General features: G+C 28.4%; 16 protein-coding genes and 1 pseudogene. 11 read left to right on the top strand and 6 right to left on the bottom strand.

The genetic code is table 11. The features are described 5' to 3' along the window. Positions 1 to 754: 754 nt before the first annotated feature. The 7 genes from V5E38_RS14545 (at position 755) to V5E38_RS14515 (ending at position 6,510) form a co-directional block, all read left to right on the top strand. Complete coding sequence (locus V5E38_RS14545) at positions 755 to 1,342, top strand: ATP-binding cassette domain-containing protein (RefSeq protein ID WP_499210547.1); 588 nt, start codon at positions 755 to 757, stop codon at positions 1,340 to 1,342. After that, the gene (locus V5E38_RS14540; protein WP_098426713.1) at positions 1,339 to 1,833 is read left to right on the top strand and encodes a hypothetical protein; all 495 of its coding nucleotides are present in this window, start codon (positions 1,339 to 1,341) and stop codon (positions 1,831 to 1,833) included. The genes V5E38_RS14545 and V5E38_RS14540 overlap by 4 nt, the downstream gene beginning before the upstream one ends. Before the next feature lie 416 nt (positions 1,834 to 2,249). Continuing rightward, positions 2,250 to 3,086 (top strand): hypothetical protein, encoded by an 837-nt coding sequence (locus V5E38_RS14535; RefSeq protein WP_499210546.1) that lies wholly within the window; start codon positions 2,250 to 2,252, stop codon positions 3,084 to 3,086. Between the two features lie 215 nt (positions 3,087 to 3,301). Next, positions 3,302 to 3,565, top strand: a complete 264-nt coding sequence (locus V5E38_RS14530) for a hypothetical protein (protein WP_499210545.1) — start codon at positions 3,302 to 3,304, stop codon at positions 3,563 to 3,565. Between the two features lie 157 nt (positions 3,566 to 3,722). Beyond that, positions 3,723 to 4,220, top strand: a complete 498-nt coding sequence (locus tag V5E38_RS14525) for a hypothetical protein (protein ID WP_499210544.1) — start codon at positions 3,723 to 3,725, stop codon at positions 4,218 to 4,220. Continuing rightward, on the top strand, positions 4,207 to 4,563 hold the full coding sequence (locus tag V5E38_RS14520) for a hypothetical protein (RefSeq protein ID WP_499210543.1): 357 nt from the start codon (positions 4,207 to 4,209) through the stop codon (positions 4,561 to 4,563). Before V5E38_RS14525 ends, V5E38_RS14520 begins: the two co-directional genes overlap by 14 nt. A gap of 1,569 nt (positions 4,564 to 6,132) precedes the next feature. Further along, a complete protein-coding gene (locus V5E38_RS14515; protein ID WP_499210542.1) occupies positions 6,133 to 6,510 on the top strand; it encodes a hypothetical protein in 378 nt (125 codons plus the stop codon). A 91-nt stretch (positions 6,511 to 6,601) separates the two neighbouring features. Here V5E38_RS14515 and V5E38_RS14510 read toward each other — a convergent pair whose 3' ends face one another. Beyond that, positions 6,602 to 6,757, bottom strand: a complete 156-nt coding sequence (locus V5E38_RS14510) for a hypothetical protein (protein ID WP_499210541.1) — start codon at positions 6,755 to 6,757, stop codon at positions 6,602 to 6,604. A gap of 66 nt (positions 6,758 to 6,823) precedes the next feature. Here V5E38_RS14510 and V5E38_RS14505 point away from each other — a divergent pair, with 66 nt between their 5' ends. From V5E38_RS14505 to V5E38_RS14495, 3 genes are all read left to right on the top strand, one after another. Next, the gene (locus V5E38_RS14505) at positions 6,824 to 7,144 is read left to right on the top strand and encodes a hypothetical protein (protein ID WP_499210540.1); all 321 of its coding nucleotides are present in this window, start codon (positions 6,824 to 6,826) and stop codon (positions 7,142 to 7,144) included. Between the two features lie 364 nt (positions 7,145 to 7,508). Further along, the gene (locus V5E38_RS14500) at positions 7,509 to 8,213 is read left to right on the top strand and encodes a hypothetical protein (protein ID WP_499210539.1); all 705 of its coding nucleotides are present in this window, start codon (positions 7,509 to 7,511) and stop codon (positions 8,211 to 8,213) included. 824 nt (positions 8,214 to 9,037) lie between these two features. After that, positions 9,038 to 10,477 carry a DUF6602 domain-containing protein gene (locus V5E38_RS14495; protein WP_499210538.1) on the top strand — a complete coding sequence of 480 codons (1,440 nt, stop codon included), beginning with the start codon at positions 9,038 to 9,040 and terminating at the stop codon, positions 10,475 to 10,477. A 651-nt stretch (positions 10,478 to 11,128) separates the two neighbouring features. Here the strand turns inward: V5E38_RS14495 and V5E38_RS14490 are convergent. After that, positions 11,129 to 11,554, bottom strand: coding sequence for a beta-phosphoglucomutase (locus tag V5E38_RS14490; protein WP_499210537.1), 426 nt, complete (start codon positions 11,552 to 11,554; stop codon positions 11,129 to 11,131). Continuing rightward, positions 11,544 to 11,927, bottom strand: a complete 384-nt coding sequence (locus tag V5E38_RS14485) for a carbohydrate ABC transporter permease (protein WP_499213583.1) — start codon at positions 11,925 to 11,927, stop codon at positions 11,544 to 11,546. Before V5E38_RS14485 ends, V5E38_RS14490 begins: the two co-directional genes overlap by 11 nt. Before the next feature lie 176 nt (positions 11,928 to 12,103). Here V5E38_RS14485 and V5E38_RS14480 point away from each other — a divergent pair. Further along, positions 12,104 to 12,596, top strand: a pseudogene (locus V5E38_RS14480) (glycoside hydrolase family 65 protein); the annotation flags it as partial. Positions 12,597 to 12,716: 120 nt separating this feature from the next. On the opposite strand, the gene V5E38_RS14475 reads toward V5E38_RS14480, so the two are convergent. The 3 genes from V5E38_RS14475 to V5E38_RS14465 all read right to left on the bottom strand — a co-directional run bounded on the left by V5E38_RS14475 (position 12,717) and on the right by V5E38_RS14465 (position 17,334). Then, positions 12,717 to 14,555, bottom strand: coding sequence for an AIPR family protein (locus V5E38_RS14475; protein WP_499210536.1), 1,839 nt, complete (start codon positions 14,553 to 14,555; stop codon positions 12,717 to 12,719). Continuing rightward, positions 14,548 to 15,663 (bottom strand): FRG domain-containing protein, encoded by a 1,116-nt coding sequence (locus V5E38_RS14470; protein WP_499210535.1) that lies wholly within the window; start codon positions 15,661 to 15,663, stop codon positions 14,548 to 14,550. The genes V5E38_RS14475 and V5E38_RS14470 overlap by 8 nt, the downstream gene beginning before the upstream one ends. A gap of 288 nt (positions 15,664 to 15,951) precedes the next feature. After that, positions 15,952 to 17,334 (bottom strand): hypothetical protein, encoded by a 1,383-nt coding sequence (locus V5E38_RS14465; protein WP_499210534.1) that lies wholly within the window; start codon positions 17,332 to 17,334, stop codon positions 15,952 to 15,954. Positions 17,335 to 17,439 lie beyond the last annotated feature (105 nt).

Below are 17,439 nucleotides of genomic sequence, written 5' to 3'. Positions count from 1 at the left end.
ATAAAGACTTATAAGAAAACAATTTTATACAAGAATACTTTCCATACTTTTATAGGAATGAATAGTTTAATTATTCTTTTTTTAGTAAATAAAGGATTTTATCATATAGACATTTTAACTTTTACTGCAGTAAATGCCTTTGCTTTTTATCTTTTATTACTATTTACATATAAAATAGTAATGTATGAATCATTTAAAGGACAAAAAAATTATTTCTTTTACTTTTTTTTCATGGAATTGTTTTTTTGTTTTATTGCATTTAACGTAATTTACATTGGGTGATTTTTATTAAAATATTAAATATATATTTTTTATGTATAATTTGCTTATTTATTCTATTTTTAATTTTAGTCGATGTACCTTCTAATATAAATTCTGATTCAGTATATAAGAATATTGCATGCAAGCCAGAAAATGTTTTTAAAATATTTTCCAATAATTTAATGGCTGTTATCTTTTATATAATACCAATACTAGGAGTTGGAAAATTATTAATAGACTTATATATTACAGTGGGATCATTAAAAATCTACATTCTACAATATAATTTTGAAAATACACTATTTTTATTTCTTCCTCATTTTTTATTTGAATTATATGCTATGACAATATGGGTGTATATGTCATGGGTTTTATTCAGAGATATTTTTATAGAAAAAGAGTTGAATTTTACTAATTATATTAAATTAATCTTTTTTTCTATTTTTCTTTTAATTATATCTGCAGCAATTGAAGCTACTGAGAGGTGTTTTTTTTGATTGAATTAAAAAATATTGATTTTTTCTATCAGGAGGAAATCTATATCTTTAAAGATTTTAGTTTAACCCTATTAGATAATAAAAAATACTGGTTACAAGGTAAAAACGGATCAGGAAAAACTACACTATTAAATATTATATTGGGAATAAACAAGGTCAATGAAGGGAATTGCTTCTTAAATTACAATAAAAGTAAAACCCTTTTCGTTCCATCAACCCCGTTTTACGAACCTTATATGCTTTTAGAAGATTTTCTACTTTTTTACCTTAATAAGATGTTGAAAATTCCAAAGCAATTTATCATTCTTGATGAATTAATAAAACTGCTAGGATTAGAGAGTAACCGACACACTTCTTGCAAGGACTTATCTAAAGGAACTAAGCAAAAAATAATTATATCAGCTTTATTTACTGACTATCCTTGGGAATATTTGTTTTTGGATGAACCTTTTGAGCATTTAGATATGGCTACATGCGAACTGGTTAAGGACAGAATTTTCAATAGCGAATCTTTTGTGTTTATAATAAATCACAAAGAACAATTATTAAATAGTATATATGACATTGAGAGATTAGTATTATGAATTCAAAACCAATGTTTTTTATGAACTTTTCTCTATTATTTGGGATCATTTTTCTATTATTTATAGAAATTAAGAACTTTTATAAAATTCAATGGTCACAATCAAATATAATAATAGCTATATTTGCTATATTATTTGTCATGCTAATATTAATTCTTTTTATTAATATTTTGTTTAACTTTATTTTAGACAGATTTACATCATATAATTTAGATTATAAAAAAAATCAAGAAAAAGTATTAAATACTATTTTCTTAGTTAATGAAATATTATTTTTAATAACATATCTTTTATTACTATTTAATAATCAATTATTCTTTACCTTACAAAATTATAAATATATTACACCTATTATTTTTTCATTATTATTTTCTGTTCTATTGGGATTAAAAATTAAAGACTTAATATATTTCAATGTTGGGATAATCTCAGCAAATATTTTTCTTTTGATTTCCCAGAAACTTTTCGTATTTATAATCAAATCCTTTTAATTGATTCATTAATATGGTTGATATTAGGTCAAAAGTGGATAAATTTGATCAAAGATGTAAATAATGAAAAATTCTTTTGATTAAGAGAATAATTTGAGTAAATAACTTAATAGTAGTTCTAGATGAATCAAAGCTGAAAGTACTGATTAATCAGTACTTTTTTATTTTATAGAAGAGATAAAATGTGTAGTGAAATTACAAAAATGAGATTGAGTATTCTGTTGGAAGCATTATTCAAAGAATTAAAGTCTTGTTCCATAGTCATATGTTCCAAAAAAAATAAATGCGGATGTTGAACAATATGTGAAAATGTTCACAATAATGACAATGTGTTTTAGTAAATTTTACCGTTTATAATGTTAAGATAATTTTGTAAACGTTTACTAAAAAAATAGGAGATCTATCTAAGTAAAAACATGAATATCCAAAAAATATTATTTATTATTTTATTAATTATTGTCTCAATCTTTCTACTAGTTTTATTGACAGGTCAAATAACGTTTTTTAATAAGAAAAGTAAATCATACCCAACTAATGTAGTTATACCAATATCAAATACATTTCTTCCTATTAATGGGTCATATAGTCTTGGAGTAGGAGAAGAAACACCACTAAATTTTACCTATATTTATTCAAGTGATAAGAAAGTCTTTTTTACTAAAATTGATTCAATCAAGTTAAGTAATGAAAATCAAAATTCTATTGGTATTGAAAACTTTGAAGTTAATGGAACTGCTAAGATTGGAAAGTATCATATGAAAAATTTGGCTCTTAATATTGTCGGTAAGTCTGAAGGAAAAACAGAAATAAGGGAAATAACCATACTAACTAAGAGTGGTTTGAAAACATATGATGTTGGAGCATTGGGGATAAATGTAATTAAAGATACCTCGGATAAGCCGCTGGAAGTAGGTAACAGTTATCCCATTATTAGAGGTGAAGAAAATAATTACATCTATAGTTTACAAAATAACAGTAGCAATAAAATTGTAATAAACAAATTTGATGCGGAATTGGGTGGTGAGCAAGTATTAAATATTAAACCATTCGTTATCGATGTAAATAAGCAAAAAGAAGAAGAAGTTCCCATTAAATTTGATTTTCAAAAATCACCTTATGCCGTCACCGTGATTAGACCATCAATACATTATTCAGATGGAAACAAACAAAGAGTTTTCCTTCCACCACCAACATGGTATAGCTTGGGAATTACAGAAGAACAAATAGAAAAGACTATTGAGTATAATAATTAACTAATTTAGTTCAGGGTAAATAGATTAAATATCGTTACATATTTGCCCTGTATTTGATTATAGTGAATGGACTTAAGGGAGAGTTTTTAAGATTAACAATAAAGGATATTAGTAACACTTTATTTTACTTAAGATGTAGGAGATGTTGCTCTAGAAAATACCTTCTTAAACGGCTGATATATTGGTTTATCAAAAAAGTATTAGGAGTAGATAGGATGAAAAAATTAATCTTTCATGGTGCAACTAATATTGAAATTGAAAAAAAGAAATTATCATTAAAGACTAGAGTTCATGTAAAAAACCTACTTTCTCATCATGGAGAATTAGTTATTCATGATGATGGAATTGAGTTTAAAGATTGGAAAATTATTAAATGGCACAATATTATTGATTTGAAATCGGAAAATGATAGAACAGTTTGTTCAAAATCATTCATGACTCAATCTAGACTTTTCTTCTTAAAATCAGCGAACCGATAAAGATGTCATTAATAAATGATGAGGTTATTTACTTTTACGTTAATTGGAATTTTGTTACAGGATTAAGTGATAACAATCACATAATGAAATTAATTAAAGATAAAATCTATTAATAGATCCCTGCATTCGAATAAAAGTTAGAAGGTGACAATTTTCTATGAGTTATTTGTTGGAATTTAAAAACGTAATTGTTATAACAATAACTTCAACGATATTAGGTTCTATTATTCCTATGAAATCCCATGCTGAAGAGATTGCGAAACCAAGTAACGAAAAAACTATTAATCAAGTAAGTACTCAATCTAGTTTAACAGCACAGTCTATTCTACTAGGTAGAGTGGTAAATACTAAGTATAGTCAGATGCCTATAACGGCAGTTTATAAAGATGGGGCAAGTCCGATTTCTTTTGCAGCAAATACATTAATTACGTTTTACGATCTTAACCAAGAAGATGAAAATGCTGATATATTTTCAAATAATCTAGATTTTGCTCAAACGAATCGATTACTAAATTTAGGATTTACTGATTCAGAAATCGAATCAATGTCTAATGAAGAGTATGAGATTAATAAAGACTTACAAGGTGAAGTTATTAGCACAAAAACAAATTATATTAAAATTATCGAGCCTCGTGAGACTAATGCATATTCGTGAACCTACAATAGGAAACCCATCAAAAAGTAAAAGTGCTAAATATACCACTGGTAGTAATAAATGGAAAAAGGGAGCAGGGGGCTATGCACTAAAAATAAACCTTCCTGATAACAAGCCTAAAGGTATTGATTCGGAATATTTAAAGACGTTATCAAGTTATATGTATTATTCTGTAGGTTCTCTTAGTAACACTAGAAGATTAGATACATACGGGAATTATGCACATCAAAACAGTAGTTATACTTTAACACCTTCAATAGCTTTATCAGGGATTAGTTTTTCTGTATCATCGGCTAAAAAGTTTTCAATTCATCCGGATACCCACGCTAGTATAACATGGTGACTATGAAAAAAACATTTTTCATATATATCTATAATTTGGCCATTTGGATTTTTTGGTTAGTTTACTATTTTATGTATCATAAAAATTCAATGCTTCAGGTTAGTCCTTGGGGAATGCATAATTTCGAAAATATTACTCTACAAATTGCATTGATATTCCTACCTTTAATCGGCTTTATTTCAGCATTTTTAACAAGTAATAAAATTATATGTATTATTATTTTAATTATAAATTTATATATTGTTTATTTTATATCATTTCCATTATTCGTTAGTTGGTTACAATATTTCAAGTTGTTATAGGTATCTACTTTGACAGGTAGAAATCGTTGGTTAAAGTCCAGTTGTGATTAGGCTCTTTTTGTGGACGGGTAGTCGTATAATTATATACTTAAAAATCAAAACTAAAATTAGTAATATTTGCACAGAGACAATCTGAAGACCACTTACATACACATCTTATTTTGGAATAAACGGAGGTTTTTTTGAGAGTAGTAATTATAATAATATACCTACTAGTTCTCGTTCAATTTGTGTAGATATAGATGAGAACAATGTTAATTTAACAATAAAAGGGAAAAAGTTTGCTAAAAATTATAATTACAACGGCAGTTCTTCAAGATCAATTTCTAGAAAAACAGCGGTGATTTATACTTCAAGCGGAAAGAAAAAAATGGCTTATATGTATGCAAAACAAAGAAAAGATATTATTTCAAAATATCCGACAAATACTCAAATAATTGGAGGTACTGATTTTTTTTCAGATTCATTGAGTGGGATAGCATATAATGTACCTAATAATCGAACTGTATTAGCCTGGGATAATACCATGGAAAGGATAATCTTTTACATCCGGTCGATAAGTCAGTTCAGTTTTTTGAGTCGGCTTCAGAACCTAAAGAATTGTATATTATTGATGGTAAGCATAATGATTTTATGTTTCATGAGCATCCCGTGTTCCAGGAATTGGTTAGGGAGCTAAAAGGCTTTTTTGAAAGAATTTGAGTTATTAAAAGTTAGAAACAATTAGATAATAATATATTTGAGATTTGCATATAAAAAAAGGGCGCATTTTGCGCCCTTTTTTGAATTATAAAGGAAGTTGTAGTGATTAGCTTAAAGATATTCCATAGTCACTTTAAGAAACTTCTTTAATATGTTGAAGTCTTCTATGTTGCTTCATACTATCTCGGGCAGGTTGAAAGATAAAGTTATAAAATTATATTTATCCTTTTTAATATATGTTATATACAACATTTTAACGAATGATCTGTAAAATTTATAAGGTATTTGTTGTACTTGATAAATCGAGTTAGCTTTAATTTTCAATTCATCTAAGCCCTTTCATTACTAATAGTAAATTGATATTATGCTTTATGAATTTATATATTAGGAGTTCAACTATTTAAAAAAAGTAAAAAAACTTCTATGAAAAATAAATTCACTAAAAATATCAAAAATTTTGATAATAATGTATTTTCTGAGATTATATGGTAAAATTTTATTGTATTCAAAAAAGTTAACAAGTTCATTTTAATGCTATATTTTTTGTAAACGGAGGAATTTTTAGTTGAAGGATTTAAGTATTCAAGAGATTGTGGAATTAGTGGTTGCTGATACCCCTGACTCAGAGGACAGAATACAAAAAATGTATGAATGGCACTTTGAGAGAGTCAAAAGTTTTTCTCAATGGTGTTTAGGTGCATCGGTGTCAATTATTGTAGGATTTTTTGCTGCTCTTTTCAAGTCTGGTACAGGTAATGGACCTTCTTGGTGGCTAGCTGTTATAGTGTTAGTATTTGTATTAAGTACAGCTTGCTATGGTGGGTATCTAAAGTGGAAGTTGAAATCAATTAATAGGCAGTATGTATCAGCTTTAAAGATATTCTCTGAGGTTAAGGAAATAAAAAAATTTATAATAAGATATTGGGAAGACCAAGGAGAATGAGGGTATGAAAATTTCAAATTATGAAATCTTACTTTATTTTTTTTCTGCAATGACTGGTATTATTTCTGTCTCTTTAACAATTATTAGCATATTAAGAGATAAACGAAAGCATGTAAGAATCAACAGTTTGAGAAACATTTGGATTATCAATATAATCGTAAACACTAAATTTCCCTATAACTTTATATAAAAAGTCTCCTATTTCTTTTAAATCATTTGAATTTATTACCTTATTAAACTCTTTCATTTGTGCTTCCTCAAGAACCTTTTTATTAATAAAGAATTTAAGCCTTTAACAACAGAATGGGAAAACTTGTTATTACTTTTTGATACAGGACAAGTTTGGAACGCATTTGCTACTCTACGCTCAGTTATAGAAAATGAGTTAAGAAAGTTTGCTATTGAGAAAAACTTAGATATTAATTTATCAGTATCTGTAGGTAAGGTATTAAATCAACTTGGTGATAAAGGGGTAATTAATGAAAAAGGAAGTTCTAATCTAAAGTATATAATAAGTATTTGTAATAAAGCAGTTCATGGGATGGATGTAGAGTTAGGTATTGCTAAGAGAATGGTGTATATAGCATTTGATGTGTTAAATGAAATGAAACAAGATAACTTTTTTGGCTCATAACTACCACAGTAGTAGTAATTACAGCAAATTATTGTTCAGAAAGTATAATCGATGTTATGTAAATATCTCTAGGTTGGTTTATTAATTAAATTACTTGAGTATTTATGCGCAATTAATCTAACTTTTATGAGACTAAAACTATACATTTAAGAAGTATTTCAATGTATGGGAATTGGTCTCTTTTTTCCAGTATTAGAAGTATTAGAACTTTATATACTAATATATGACTATCCAGTGCAAGTACATATTACTTAGTTTGTCTTTCTGTGGCAAACAATTGAAATACAATGAAACTTGCATTGGGATTGATTGGGAGTTTGACCTCTCATTTAAATAAGTAGAAAGTAAAAAAGGGGATAGGTATATGGTTACAGCTATTTTAACATCATTGTTATCATTAATTGGGGGATCATTGAGTACGCTTGTTTCACTTAAAGTATTTCCCACAACACTCACTAAAATCCTATCAGAGATTCACCAACAAAAAAATAGGGTTTTGTTAGAAGATATAAAGAAAGATAATCAAGTTCAAATTGAGGGTTTGAAACATGATTTTTCTAAAAAGTTGGAAGAAGTTAAATTGAATTATCAAAAAAATATTGAGATTCATAAAACAGCTTTATTAGATGTGGCAAGGTATTCAGAATATCAATTTAAGCTTTACAATGAGCTTTGGGCTAGCTTGTATGACTTAAAACATTCAGCTGACGAGTTATGGACACTTGCTGATACTTCGAATTTGAAAAATTTTGCTCAACAATTAAATGATACAAAAAAGAAAATAGGGCAGAACGTATTACTAATTAATGAAGTTGATTATATAGCCCTAATGGATATAATAGAAACTTTTGAAAAATTTAGAATAGGTAAAGTGGACTTAATAAGTTTTAGAAATAAAAGAATTAATCATAATAATATTAATCAATACGATATAGAGATAATTATTTCTAATGAAATGATAAAAAATCATTATAATAGTTTACTAGATAAATTAGCAATCGATTTTAAAGTTCAAATCAGTAAGTCAACTCTCTCGATGGAGAATAAAAACTTATCAAGTGTGGTTTAATAAAAAACCCAAAATAAGAATTACTTACATAGAATGTACCTGTAGGGTTTATAAATAAGGTATTCAATACCTAAGAAGAGGATGTATTTTCATCTTTACTCTATGTTCTTTGACAAGAAGAAGAACATTCAATTATGTAACCTTAATTAGATAGTACTTACTTCTCTAAAGATGTGAAAATTGTTTCATCTAGTCACTAGATGAAACAATTCTTTGTATATGTTCTAGCAGTAATATTTTAAATTTAGAAACCAATGGGCAGTTAAGAATTTTACCAAGAATTCAGGTTGAATGGGGAAGTTTAGAATTTATGTTTAATTGGCGTGGGGTGAGTTGAAGGTAATAGCTAATAGGGATGGGTAGAGAAGTTACTTCTTTAATGAGTATAACAGATTAAGATTTTTTTGATGAGGATCATGTTCTGAAGAGTAGGTTTTGTGTGAAGGTGCATCACTATATTAAATAAAATTTTACTAAATTCATATCAAAATTACAGTAGTTAAATCAAACTTCCTTTACTAATCTTGTAGAGGGAGTTTTTTTATTAAATAGGAAAATATTCTTAACCGATAAAAAGTCTATCAGAATAGGCTTTGCTATTCAAAAGAGTATTAATTTATATGTCAATTGAAAAAGAGAATAAAAAAATGTGAAAATAATTTATAAAAATGGTAATTAATAAATAGAATAGTCAAATGAATTTCCAGTTACATTCATTGTTCAGTAACCTATTACAATAAAATAACTAAAGAATCATTGGAATAATATGGTATAATTTAGTGAGTTTGATTTGGTTAAGTAATATAAATGTGAGGTTCGATATAGTGACAAGTAAAATATTTGACGAGGTTTTAGATAGACATATTAATTTTTTTATCGAAGATTTTTGTTATAGATCTATTGAATTATTTAAACCTTCAGAAAAGGATAAATTTTTTCATAGCGGTGAGTTTGGGGTTTATCGTGAACAAATAGTACGTAGTTTTTTAAAAAAGCTTATTCCTACAAACCTAGAAATTGGTACGGGATTTATTATTAATGATAAATCAGAGGTTAGCACACAATGTGATGTCATTGTATTTGACAAGGTAAACACTCCTCTACAAGATGATGTTCCCTTTTATCCAATAGAAACTGTTGTGGCTATTGGTGAGGTAAAATCGAATCTCGATACTACTGGACTAAAGGAAGCATTAAAAAAATTAGCAAAAAACAAAGAATTAAGGGAGAATGTTAGTGCGCCATCTGTATTACGTAGAGGGTCTCACATAAATGCACCTGAAATATTACAAAAATATATATTTAGGATGGCTGATATTATAAATAACGAGTTTGACACTACGATAGAAAATGAGTTTTGGAAATTACCACTTCCTAAGTATGGAAGCTTTGTAAATGTACCAAATCTTAATGAGACTCTTAAAGCAATAAATGAGTTTATTGATAAGAAAGGTTTTAGTGAAGAGGCTTTAAATCAATTACATTTAATTGTTAAAAAGATAGAACGCATCTGTCAGGTCAATTCAATTTCTGAGTATAATATTGAACATAACCATTGTGATCATATTACATCATTTTTAGTTTGTGACAAAATTGATTTAAAGATGGATGGAAAAATGGTTGATTTACCTAAAATAATAAATAAGTGGTACGATGAATTGGATATAAAAGCCGAACATCGTCACAATATGATACTTAGTTTAAGAGATGGAATTTTTTTATATTTTGATCCGCTTGATATAGAAAGAATGGCACCGAGTTTTAGAGCATATCCAAAGATTTGGAATGAACCATTAGTTAATATGTTTTTTCCGTGTTTTGATCCTTTTATACATCTCACTGAAATAATAGATACTGTAATTGGCAATGAAAAAAAGAGGAGTAAATCTAAATTAAGAGACATAGTTGATGTACGAAAATCTATAGGCAAGAACGTCGCTGAAAAGATTAACGAAGTATTTTCAGAGGATATAAAGAAAAGTGATATAGACTTGGTTGTTAACATAATTGATAATATAATAGAGAGAAATGTCAAGGATCCTAAACTCGAAAATGATGAAGAAAGAGTGATATTATCTTCTGAATTATACAACTTTACAAATAAATTATTTCAAGGGTTAATGCCTAAATATAAAACTCAAGAGCATATAAGAATTTTTGGACATTACATATGGTTAAACAGTATTGATACAACTGTTTTACATACTGAAACAGCCATGTACATGACTAAAATTAATGTAAAAGATTTAGTATTTCATATGTAGAATAAATAATTACAATAAATGGATTACTAATTTATTAATTTTGGTAAGTAGGAAAATATAAGATTTTTTTGAAAATAAATTAATGCTAATCTATTAGTGAGAATAAAACTATTATTCCTTGAGAGAAAAGCGTTTCAAATTAAATAATCTAATAAAATAGATTGAAAATAGGGCTAATAATACTTAGCTCTATTTGTCTTATTTCTAAAAATATCTTTATAGATGAGCTTTTACTTTATATCGATAAAAACAATGTTTACATTGTCTGTACTCTAATCGATAATGTCTAAAGACAGCACAATTAATGAGAGCATAAGATTTTGAATTACATTTTGGACACATAGGATAATCTCCTTTTCTTGTTAGTAAGGATATTTCAACCATAAAAACGAGAAATGTCAAGTATCTTTATATTTATACTAAAGAATTTATTTGCAAAGCAGATACTATATCATTAAAAATAGTAATCAATTACTCGATTTAAATCAATTTCTTATGTTGAATTAAGTATCAGAATAGCTCAACTAAGAATATCCCTACTTCCAATCCCAACCGAAAACATCCCCCCACAATTTATCGCCTCAACCCCAGGAACAGAATCCTCAATCCCAACACACCTATCAGGAGAAACTCTCAAAGCCTCTGCTGCCCTCAAAATACCTTAGGATTCAACAACAATGTATTCCTCGAAGCCGAAGCCATACCAATCTTCAAACCAGATAATCTTATCTGCTTTAAAAAATCCTCTACACCAGGAAGCAGATCCTTTTGTGTAATCTGCTGCAACAACTCTACATAATGAAGATTCTTCCTAGTTGCCAACTCATCTTTTTCCTCAATACTAAAATCATCTTGACGATTTCCAAGTTCAAGAATCCTTTCCAAAGACTCCGTCCGAATAACACCTTTCAAAGTTTCATTAAACTCCGGGTCAATTGATATCTCTAAATCATACGCAAGTTTCTTCCAAGCAATATAATGAAACTCCGCCGTATCAGTAATAACACTATCCAAATCTAATATAACTGCCTCTATGCCTCTAATTTTGCCATAAAAATACCTCCATTTATTTATCACTGCCGACTCTAAAGCCCTGCATAAAGTATCGATTTAATAAGATGTAAATAATAATAATTGGAATAATCGAAACAACCGAAGCAGCCATTATGTAATTCCACTGTGTGACGTTTTGACTTTGAAAAGATTGAAGCCCAAGCGTCAAAGTATATTTATGAGGTGAATTAATATAAAGCAATGGCTTCATAAATTCATTCCAAAATGCTAATAATACAAACACTGCTTGAGTCGCAACTGATGCTCTTGCAACCGAGAATACGACTCTCCAAAATGTACTAAATTTACTAAGCCCTTCAATATAGGCAGCCTCTTCAATCTCTTTAGGGAAGTTCACAAAGAATTGTCTCATTATAAATATGTAAGCAAAGTTAATCGCTCCAGGAATGATTAAGGATTAATAGTTATCAAGTAATCTAAGTGATTTAATGATAGTTTGGTATTAATAAGATTGTCCCGGCACCAACATTAAAGCTAAGATTAATAGGTAGATATAAGATTTATAACGACTAAGCTACACAATTACAAACTGATTTAATCTGAGGAACGGCTCTAGATGTATATTATTTACCAAGTCCAAGTAAGAAGGATCTTGTAATTCCCCAGGATGATACATACCTTTCTTTTCAAACTATTGATTTATCAAAATACAAAAACCAAGAAAATATTGGGCCTATGTTTAAAGATTTCAATCTTGAACAAGTAAATAAAATTCAAGTTTCAAAACAAGCTGATATCATGATTTTATTTTATCTGTTGGAGGATTTATTTAATCAGGATATTAAGAGAGTCAACTGGAGCTATTATGAACCAAAAACATTGCATATCTCTTCATTACCTTTATCTACTCATTGTGTGTTGGCTTGCGATATGATAGAGAACCTTTTCAGGCGTGCAGCGGAAATTGATCTTGGACCTAATATGAAGACGAGCGAACATGGGATTCATGCTACATCTTTAGGTGGAATTTGGCAATGTTTAGTGAATGGATTTGGAGGGAGTTCGTATGTTGGATGGGGAGTTAAGGATTTCACCTAGGGTTCCTCTAGAGGCAAGATAATAAAATTAGTCGTTAGGTGAAAAAAATAAAATAATGAGAATAATAATAAAAAATCACGCACTATATGGTTATTCTGCATATAGTGTGTGATTTCCTACATTATTCTTATAATGGAAATGCTTCTTGTTTATGGATTAATGATGTTTTTGTAATACTCTCTAATTCTTCTTTCTTTTTTGAAAGGAAATTAGGCTGGTTAGGAGAAAATGATTCAAGTATTTTAATTTGAAATTCAATTATTTCTTTTTTTAGCGAGTTATGTGCTCCATTTCTTGTATAATCTCTAAAGTTCTCATAAATATTATTTGTTTTAAAGTCATTTGATTCTAGAGACGCCTTTTCTGTTGTTCTACTAAAAAGATCTATAAAGGTTTTAATAATATCAAATACTTTAGTAGTATTCAATAATCTTATTTCTGCATCAAATGGACTAAAATCAGGATAACTGCAATCATTTAAAACAAAGATAATATAAGCGATGAAATGCCATTTGCCGTAATTTGTAATTGCATGTTCTTTATTATTTTTTTTATCTTTATTAGATTTTTTATAGTCTTTAATATAGCTTAAATAATATTTTTCAAGTTCTAAGGCGAAATTAACAGGTTTATAGTATTTTTTGAAAATATCATTGTAACAAACTTCATCTAAATTCTCTTGAGAACGAAAAATACCTGTATCTTTAAATAGATACTCATCATTTTTAACTTCCAGTAGAGACTTAGATCCTTTTGTACGTGCATCCCCAGGTTCTTGAACTAAGTAAGCTTTTACAGCTCGGGCAAATTGGACTAAATTATGCCCGTTATTGGCTTTCTCACCGCGTCTTATTAATTTAAAATAATAATTAATACTTTTATTTTTAATTTGTAAGTTATTAATTGTATAAATAAAAGGCATTGTATATGCTACGTCTTCTGGTTTTATTGGTTTTTGTCTATTTAAAGCTATACTAATTTTATCAATTTCTCTCGTATAAACTTTATTTATTTCTTCAATATTATTAGATTGTAAAATATTGTTGGTTTTAATGTTCATAACACGTAACATAACTTTAGCTTCATTTTCAGCCTTAGCTTTAGCTTCTTTAGTATATTCAGCTGAATAATAAAAATATGCGGATGCTGAAATTGTCTGTGCACCATTTATTACTGAGATTATTTTATCTTTTCCTGGGTTAATTTCAATTACATTACTTTTCTTTAAATTAAACTCATCGTCTTTTAATACCAAAGTGATTCCATTATTTAAATACCAAAAATCACTTGGATTATTGTTTAAGGTGTCTTTTATTTCTGCATCGACATTTAGTTCATCTTCAATCCCATACCTAACATTGCTAAAGAACAAATCATTTCCTAAATCATTATATATGTTTACTATGTCAGTTAAGTTTGCAACAAAAACATATGAATCAAGTTTAAGTTTAATATTTTCTTTTCCATTGTTAACTATATCTCGTGTTGTTTCTAATGATCTAATTCTACTATCAATTTTAATTTCAAATTTATTTGGCATTGTCGTACTTACAAAGATCGTACTAATTTCCATATTTCTTTTATTAAGTTTAATATTATTAAATAAATTTTTTATGTCTTTTAAATACTTTTTCTCAAGTTCACTTTGAAAAACAAATTTTTCTTCTAATGTATTGCATATAAAATAAAAGTTAAAACTCTTATAAACGGTTAAATCTTCTTTTTTGAGTAAGTTAGCTAATTCTTTAAAAAAATCTTTTTGTTCATTTAATACAAAAAATATAAAATAATCGTCTAAATCTTCTATTTTTAGTGAATGAGAACTAATTAAGTTTATTGCATGACTATTTAGTTCTGTTACTGATTTAGATAAAATATTTTCTTCTATAGATTCTGTATCAATAGAATTACTTTTTAATGTTTCTTCGATGGACTGTATTAGTTTTTTATCATAATCTCTACTCATTTAAATAACTCTCCATTTTTAGTTCGTTAGTCGATAATTCAATATTAAGATTTAATAAAAAAGGTAGTAAGGTATTTTCAAGGTTATCAATCGTATCATTATATATATTTATGATTTCAGTTATACTGTTTATTTTCGGATCCAAATTATTAGTCTCAAATTTAATGTTTTTATTCGTTAAAGTGCTATATTCTTCAAAACCTAATTTGTAAGAATAAATAATTTCCTCCATCTTAGTTATTATTTTTACAACCTCATCAATTGAATTATTTTTATGTATTTTATTAATTATACTAGATTTGAAAAACTCGATTTCTCTATTAAAATTTAATATTACTAAGTCAAATTCACTTTCTAAATGAAAATCTATACTATGAATTTTATAACTTTTGTTTTTTATTATGTTTACTAAGTTAGCCGGTTCAGGATATATTGAACCCGTATGAATTCCAAATAAATACTCTAACTGAGCCCTTATATCCTTTTTATATTCTCCTGGAATAATTAATTTTTTATAATCAGATTCAGGCATAGGGGATATATCATCACCTTGGAATAAAATAAATGCCCCTTGTTGTGCTATGATTCTCTTGTTAGATTTAAAATGGTCGATTAACTTATGGTTTTTTTGAAAAATTGTACTCTCGTTAAACCATTGTTTATCTCTATTAATAATAGAATTATAAATTGAGTTAATGTTATTACCCGAAGGGCAAAATACTTTATCTATAAAAAAGATATAAACTACACCTGATTTACTATCGGAGCTTTCGATAGGTTTATTTAGTCCTGGAGTAACAGCAAAGTATAATGCAACTAAGCAGTTATAAGTAACATCTAATAATCTACTAGGAAAACCTCCGTGCTGTGCATCAATTGCTTTTTCTAGATAGCTACCTCCATCCGTAATTTTATTTGCTGACATTTCATCGAATAAATTTTTTTCAAAATATTTATTTTTAGATAGAATATTTTCTCGAAATATATTTGGTTGACAAGGGGTTGGATAGTTATCATTTTCACCCCTGAAAACAATTGTCTGATTTTCTTTTTTATTTTTAAGTAGTGTATTTATTTGGTTAATATATTCTGAAACACTATTGATCATAACTTACCCCTCTTATTTAATTACAAAATATTACCAATCCCAATCTTAACATTTTTATTTTTTTATAGAAAGAAAATTTTTTCAAATTAAAATAAAATTTGAATGTTTTGAAAATAGCGAAAAAATAATTTGAAAATAGTTTTTAAAGAAATTGTTAGAAACTTTTTAGATTGGAAAATTAAAGGCTTAAATGAGGTAATCAATTTACTTTAGTTGAGAATAAAAATATAACCCACAATTTAGTGGGTTATATTTTTATGGGAATTCTTTATATGTTAATTACTTTTTTTAAATCAAAAATATAGCAACAACAGTAGTAACAGCCAACCCAATCAAAACAGGCACTAAATTCCGTCTAGCCAACTCAAACGGACTAACATTACAAATAGCCGCAGCAGGAATCAATGCCCAAGGAATCAATGTCCCACCACCAACCCAAATCGCTGCAATTTGCCCCATAGCAGTTAAAGTCGCAATCCCATGACCAATCGCCGTAGCAAATAATGAAGCAACAGAACCAGCAAGCGAAATTCCAGAGAATCCAGATCCATCTAAACCTGTAATTGCCCCAACTGTAGTTAATGTCACTCCTGCAACCCCTGGATTTACTGGTACTGCATGCGCCAAAGCAAACCCTAAATCATTCACAATTCCATTCGATCCTTTTGGCAAGTAATCTCCTATTATCGCCGTAAATCCACTATCCCCAAGATAGAAGAAAGCAGCAATCGGAATAACCGGACCAAATACTTTAAACCCGAATTTAAATCCATGAATTAAATAGTTTGTTACTTCTTCAAATCCTTTGTTTTTATGCCCAAACATAGATAGGATCGAAAGGATAATTAATGAAGTACCCCCGATTAATGCTGTTGCATCCCCACCTTGTAATTTGAAATGAACCATCGCCCAAATATCCACTGCAAATAAAATGAAAACAAGAGCGGCCATCCATTTTTGTTGTGTAGAAGAAAGTAAATACTCCTCAGCTTTCGTATCTTCTTCAGGTATTTCTACTGTTAAAAGTCCTCTTTTCATATCACGTTTTAAGAAGTAAAAAGCAACCACAGTTGTCACAACACCCATTACGATCACAAGTGGAATACTGGCGTGTATTACATCTGAAACTGGAATGCCAGCCGCGTCAGCTGTTAGTTTAGGGGCACCTTGAATTACGTAATCACTTGAAAGAGCAATCCCATGACCAAATAAGTTCATTGCCATCGCAACACCTAGCGCTGGTAACCCAACTCTTAAAGCAACAGGAAGTAAAACCGCTCCAATTAAAGCTACTGCAGGTGATGGCCAGAAAAACCAAGATACAACCATCATCACAATACCAATCGTCCAATAGGCAAGTGTGGCGTTTCTCATCACCTTTGTAAATGGACTGATGAGTGCCTGATGCACTCCACTATCAGTTAAAGCTTTACTCATAGAAACAATAATCGAGATTACTAAAATAGTAGAAAGTAATTCAGTTATGGCGTATATGAAACTTGAAAACAAGATACTGACGGAACTTGAAAGTGACTCAGTTGCTACTAGACCAAGAAGGAAAATTCCTGCGAGGCAGACTAGGCTAGTGTCACGTCTAAGAATTAAAAATAAAATAATTAAGCCTATAAATGCTACATAAAGCCAATGAATGGCAGTTAAATCGACATGCATGAGAATAGCCCCCTTTCGTTACATATATTGGATAACAATATATGCGTTCGCCTAGTTTAGGGTGATTGGAAAGATTTGACAGCGGTCTTCTGAAAGTAGTACTAA

It is taken from the genome of Rossellomorea sp. GAMAL-10_SWC (assembly GCF_049568075.1).
Taxonomy (GTDB): domain Bacteria; phylum Bacillota; class Bacilli; order Bacillales; family Bacillaceae_G; genus Gottfriedia.
Note: the sequence above shows the minus strand (reverse complement) of the source record. Positions and strands in the feature narration are given on the sequence as shown.